At 74.2% G+C, this 5,732-nt stretch carries 5 protein-coding genes; 2 read left to right on the forward strand and 3 right to left on the reverse strand.

Annotated elements, in window-relative coordinates:
• Positions 1-701: SbcC/MukB-like Walker B domain-containing protein (locus I3F58_RS28945; protein WP_275679050.1), on the forward strand; the 701-nt coding region annotated here is incomplete at its 5' end.
• Here the strand turns inward: I3F58_RS28945 and I3F58_RS28950 are convergent.
• Positions 691-1,137: an Lrp/AsnC family transcriptional regulator gene (locus I3F58_RS28950; RefSeq protein ID WP_240111680.1), complete on the reverse strand. Its 447-nt coding sequence runs from the start codon at positions 1,135-1,137 to the stop codon at positions 691-693. The genes I3F58_RS28945 and I3F58_RS28950 overlap by 11 nt on opposite strands.
• Positions 1,138-1,231: 94 nt before the next feature.
• Here I3F58_RS28950 and I3F58_RS28955 point away from each other — a divergent pair, with 94 nt between their 5' ends.
• Positions 1,232-1,732 (forward strand): rhodanese-like domain-containing protein, encoded by a 501-nt coding sequence (locus I3F58_RS28955; protein WP_240111681.1) that lies wholly within the window; start codon positions 1,232-1,234, stop codon positions 1,730-1,732.
• A 12-nt stretch (positions 1,733-1,744) separates the two neighbouring features.
• Here the strand turns inward: I3F58_RS28955 and I3F58_RS28960 are convergent, their stop codons facing one another.
• On the reverse strand, positions 1,745-3,436 hold the full coding sequence (locus tag I3F58_RS28960) for a DUF885 domain-containing protein (RefSeq protein ID WP_240111682.1): 1,692 nt from the start codon (positions 3,434-3,436) through the stop codon (positions 1,745-1,747).
• 482 nt (positions 3,437-3,918) lie between these two features.
• The gene (locus I3F58_RS28965; RefSeq protein WP_240111683.1) at positions 3,919-5,406 is read right to left on the reverse strand and encodes a GNAT family N-acetyltransferase; all 1,488 of its coding nucleotides are present in this window, start codon (positions 5,404-5,406) and stop codon (positions 3,919-3,921) included.
• Positions 5,407-5,732 lie beyond the last annotated feature (326 nt).

Below are 5,732 nucleotides of genomic sequence, written 5' to 3' on the forward strand. Positions count from 1 at the left end.
CCGCGTACGAGGCGGCCCAGGCCGCCGCGACGGCCGCCGCCTCCGTGCTCGCCGCGCACCGCGAGCGGTGCGCCTCCCTGGACGGGCTCTCCGCCGAGGCGGCACGCGAGGTGCGGCGCCTGGGCCCGCTGCGCGCCGAGTACGACCGGTTCGCACGGCTCGCCACGCTCACCGCCGGGACGTCCGCCGAGAACCAGCGGCGGATGAGGCTGGAGACGTACGTCCTGGCGGCCCGCCTCGAACAGGTCGCCGCGGCGGCCACGGCCCGTCTGCAGCGCATGTCGGCCGGGCGCTACACGCTCGTCCACTCCGACGCCCGCGCGGGCGTCAAGCGCGCCGGCCTCGGACTGCACGTGGTGGACGCCTGGACCGGGACGGAACGGGACACGGCGACGCTCTCCGGTGGTGAGACCTTCTTCGTGTCCCTCGCCCTCGCGCTGGGCCTCGCGGACGTCGTCACCGACGAGGCGGGAGGCGTGCGGCTCGACACCCTCTTCATCGACGAGGGCTTCGGCAGCCTCGACGAGCACACGCTGGACGAGGTCCTCGACGTCCTGGACGGCCTGCGCGAACGTGACCGCAGCGTCGGCATCGTCAGCCATGTCCCCGACCTGCGCCGCCGCATCCCGGCGCAGCTGGAGGTCGTCAAGAACCGCGCCGGTTCCTCGGTCAGGCTCCGCTCGGCGGGCCTCAGCGGGTGACCGCGCGGCGGGGCAGCGGGGACGAGTAGACGACGCTCGTGGTCACCGACCCCAGCGCGCCGACCTTCCCCGCCACCTGCTCCAGATGGGTCATCGACCGGGCGGCGACCTTCAGCACGAAGCAGTCGTCGCCCGTGACGTGATGGGCCTCCAGAACCTCCGGCGTGGTGTCCAACAGGTCGTGGAACGGTTTGTAGTTGCCGTTCGGGTACCGCAGCCGTATGAACGCCAGGACGGGCAACCCCAGCCGCCCGGGTTCGACGACCGCCGTGTACCCGGCGATCACCCCCGCTTCCTCCAGCCTGCGTACGCGCTCCGTCACGGCACTCGCGGACATCGACACGGCGCGTGCCAGGTCCGCGAAGCTCGCCCGGCCCTGCCCCTGCAGGGCCGTCAGGATGAGCCAGTCGGTGTCGTCCGGTGAATATCCCGTCATGAGCGATGAATAGCAGGGGAATCCCCGGTGCAGCAAGAAAAGTGCCGGGGATCGTCACTTCATCGAGAGGAACACGCCCCATAGATTTCCGGACATGACGACAGCGAACTCTGCCGACAGCCTCCGCACCGCGAACCCGGTCCTGCGGGTCCCGCCCGCCGCCCCCGACACCGCAGCCGCGTACTTCGCGGCCGGCCTCGCCTTCCACGCCGACGCCTCCGACGTCGCCGCCGCCCTCGCCGCGGACGGCGGCCCCGGCTTCGTCGTCCTCGACTCGCGCTCCACCGAGGCCTGGGATCAGGGTCACATCCCCGGTGCCGTGCACCTGCCGACCGCGCTCGTGCCCGAGCGGGCGGAGCGGATCCTCGACAAGGCCCTCCCGGTCGTCACGTACTGCTGGGGCCCCGGCTGCAACGGCGCCTCCCGCGCGGCCCTGGCGCTCAGCCGACTCGGCTACCAGGTCAAGGAGATGCTCGGCGGCTTCGAGTACTGGGCGCGGGAGGGTTTCCCGTACGAGACGGCGGAGGGCCGGCGCCACCGAGACACCGACCCTCTCACGGCACCCGTCGCGCCGGGCGCCGACTGCGGCTGCTGAACGCGAGCCCCCTCAGAGCCTGGACAGTTCGTCCACCAGGTCGTCCAGCCCGAGCGAGCCCTGCGAAAGCGCCGCCATGTGCCACTTCTTCGCGTCGAAGGCGTCCCCGTGCGCGGCGCGGGCCCGCTCCCGGCCCAGCAGCCAGGCGCGCTCGCCCAGCTTGTAGCCGATCGCCTGCCCCGGCATCGACAGGTAGCGGATCATCTCGCTCTCCACGACCGCGGCCGGCCGGCTGCTGTGCCGCTGGAAGAACTCCTGCGCCAGCTCGGGAGTCCACCGCTCGCCCGGGTGGAAGGGGGAGTCCGCCGGGATGTCCAGGCCCACGTGCATGCCGATGTCGATGATCACCCGGCAGGCCCGCATCATCTGGGCATCCAGATAGCCGAGCCGCCGCTCCGGGTCGGGCAGGAAGCCCAGCTCGTCCATCAGCCGCTCGGCGTACAGGGCCCAGCCCTCGGCGTTGGCGCTCACCTGGCCCACGGTCGCCTGGTAGCGCGACAGCTGGTCGGCGACATGCACCCACTGCGCGATCTGGAGGTGGTGGCCCGGCACACCCTCGTGGTACCAGGTGGACACCAGGTCGTACACGGGGAAGCGGGTCTCGCCGTCGACCGGCAGCCAGGTGCGCCCCGGCCGCGAGAAGTCCTCGGACGGCCCTGTGTAGTAAGGTGCGGCGGCGCTGCCGGGGGGCGCGATCCGCGACTCCACCCGCCGCACCCGCTCGGCGAGTTCGAAGTGGGTGCCGTCGAGCGCCTCGATGGCCTCGTCCATGAGGTTCTGGAGCCAGGCCCTGGTCTCCTCGGCGCCTTCGATGTGCCGGCCGTGCTCGTCGAGGTGGGCGAGCGCCTCCCACGGGTCCGAGCCGGGGAGGATCTTGTCGGCCTCCTTGCGCATCTCACCCAGGAGCCGGTGGTACTCCTCCCACCCGTACGCGTAGGCCTCGTCCAGGTCGAGGTCGGTGCCGTTGTGGAAGCGGGCCCAGCGCGCGTACCGCTCGCGGCCCACGGTGTCCGGGGCGTCCTTGACGGCCGGCGCGTACACATCGCGCATCCAGTCGCGAAGTTCCCGGACCGCGGCGGTGGCGCCACGGGCGGCCGTGTCGAGTTCGGTGCGCAGCTCGGGCGGGCCCGCCGCGGCGAACTCCTCGAACCAGCCGCGCCCGGCCCCGTCGCCGCCCGCCCACTCGGTGAGCTGTTCGACGAAGGTGGCCGTGGCGCGCGGGCCGCCGAGCAGACCGCGCTCCAGGCCCAGCGCGAGCGACCGGCGGTAGCCGTCGAGCGAGGCGGGCACGGCCCGCAGCCGCTCCGCGACGGCCGCCCAGTCCTCGGCGGTGTCGGTCGGCGTCACGGTGAAGGCCATGCGCAGACTGTGTGCGGGGGAGTGGATGTTGCTGACGGTCCGCAGGCCCTCGTCGGCCTCGTGGACGGCAAGTTCGGCGGTGAGGCGCTCCCGGAGCAGACGCGCGCAGCGGCGTTCGGCCTCGGCGTCGGCGCCCGGCAGGCGCTCCGACTCGTCGAGGCGGGCGAGCGTCTCGCGGGCCAGCACGGCCAGTTCCTCCTGGCCGGCGGGGGAGTAGTCGGGCAGGAGCGCGTGGCTCTCCCTGACGCCCAGGTAGGTGCCCGTGACGGGGTCGAGCTCGACGAGGGCGTCGACGTAGGCGTCCGCGACCTGGCGGGGAAGAGCGCTGCTGGGGGTATCTGGCATGGCTCCATCCTGGTACGCGGCCGAGCCGGCACGCCACCTCATTCGATCACAGTCGGCTGACAAACGAGCGGCCCGGGTGGGCGCCGTACGGGGCGGCTGCGACGGGGGGAACGGGTGGTGCGAGAGGGCAGGGCAGGGCCCGGGGCGGGGCGGTGGCGGGAGGGGAGGCCGGGTCCCGGCCATGCGCGGGGGGCCGTTGCCCTCGCGACGAGCGGCGGTCCGGTCCCTGGGCGGCGCTGCCTGCGCGCGAGCCCGCCCGGGGGAGTGCCGACGCGCCTCCTGTCCGGCTCCGACGGCGGGCCTCGCCGCCCGGGGCCGCCCCGGGGCGGGTGTCCGACTCCGGCTGGAGCGCGGCGTTCGCGGGCCGGGGGGCGCGCCGGGGGCGTGACCGGTGGGAGCGTGCGGCTTTTTGGCCGGATCCCGTCGCTCCCGTGAGGCAGGACCGGTTCCGGGAGGGCGGGCCTGCCGGGCTGCCGGACGTCCTACGGGGCTCCGCCCTGAGGCCCGGAGGCTCCCGCCTGCTCGCCGACGGCCCCGGTGGCCGCCGCCCGGGTGCCGTGCGCGGCCTCCAGGCCGCCGCCGTGCGGGGCCGCCCGCTCCGGCCGCACCTGGGCCGTGATGACCAGGGTGCCCTCCTCGATCTGGTAGTCGAGAGGCAGGTTCAGGCCGCGCATCGCAGCGACCATGCCGGTGTTGGAGGACTGGGTCACCGCGTACACGTTCTCGCACCCCGCCTCGACGGCGAGCGCCACCAGGCGGCGCAGCAGTTCGGAGCCGATGCCCCGGCCCTGCCAGTCGTCCTCCACGAGCAGCGCCACCTCGGTCTCGTCCCCGTCCCACAGCAGGTGGCCCAGCGCTACGAGGCGCCCGGACGAGGTCTCGACGGCCAGTGTGCGGCCGAAGCGCGGGCTGAGCAGATGGTCCAGGTAGCGGTCGGCGTCGATCACGGGGCCGTGGTAACGCAGGCCCAGGGTCCGCTCCGAGCAGCGGTCGTGCATGGCACGCGCGGCCGCCAGATCGCCCTGGTCGGCCCGGCGCACGGTGATCTCGGCGCCCTCCGGAAGCGTGAGCACGTCCTGGCCGTCCGGTACCCGCGGGCCGAGCCGCGCGTCGAGTTCGACGAGGGCACGGGCCCGGGCGAACTCGGTGGGGGTGAACGGCAGATACGGGCGAGTCACGGTGATCACCCCGCCGTGCGGGTCGCGCAGCAGCATCACGGTGTCGCCCTGCTCCAGCGCCCCCTCCACCGGCGCGGTCCGTCCGGTGGGGCGGCCGCTGGGGGAGACGGCGGGCACCGACCGGATGGTGCACCGGCCGAGCAGCTGCCGCAGCGCGAGGGGCAGTTCGGCGGTGTCCAGGGCGGTACGGGTCGCCAGGCCGAGGACCCGGGTCGGCGCGTCCACCAGGTCGTGGGCGTCGGCCCGCTCGATCCAGGTGTGCGAGCCACCGGCCGCGGCGACGTGCCGGGCGAGCTGATCGGCGCTCAGGGAGCCGGGCCCGCGCAGCAGGAACTCGTCGACGGTGCCCTCAGCCAGCGGATGGGTCTGGAGCGTCAGGATGTCCACCCGCAGCCCGGCCAGGGCACCGCACAGCACGGCCAGGCTGCCCGGCTCGTCCCGCACGGTGGTCCGCATCCGCCAGAGCACGGTGACCGTCGCCGGGTCCTCGGCACGGCCGCTCGCGGCCCCCGGAACCGCGGCTCCCGGGACCGGGCCGTCGGGTGTGGCGGGAGGGGCGTGGCTGTGCCTGCGTGACCACCAGGTGTGGAACGCGGCCGTGGCCACCAGCACCACAGCCGAGACGATCAGCAGGTACGGGCCCCTCGGGCCGTGCGCGATGGTGTTCGCGACCGCGTCCGCCACCGCCACCGCGGTGAACAGCGCGGCGAGTTCGACGACGTCCCGCCGCCAGTGGTGGTGGCGGCGGACTCGCTTCGGGGCGGTGACGTGCGTGTCGCTCTTCTGAGTCATGCCAGCACTGTGGCCCGGCGTTGTTGCGTGATCACGAACGCTTTGTGACTGCCTGGTTAAGCGTGGATCCGGTGGATTTATGGCTGATTCACGCTGTTTGCTCCGCGGATGGTCCGTCGGCCACGTCACGGGGCGTCCACAAGCCGCCGCGCCGGTGTGACCTGCCGCGACGGCCCGTCGGGCCGCCGCCCCGGCGCGGCGCCGACCGGCCGTTGTACGGCCCCGTCCGTTCGGCGGACACCGCCGGTCTCTCCCCCCGGCCGGCCCGGCGGACGACTCCTGGCCGTGGGTCCGGGCGGCCGGGCCGGGGCCGCGCAGGGCAGCGC

The organism is Streptomyces sp. MUM 203J, assembly GCF_022414595.1.
Classification (GTDB): domain Bacteria; phylum Actinomycetota; class Actinomycetes; order Streptomycetales; family Streptomycetaceae; genus Streptomyces.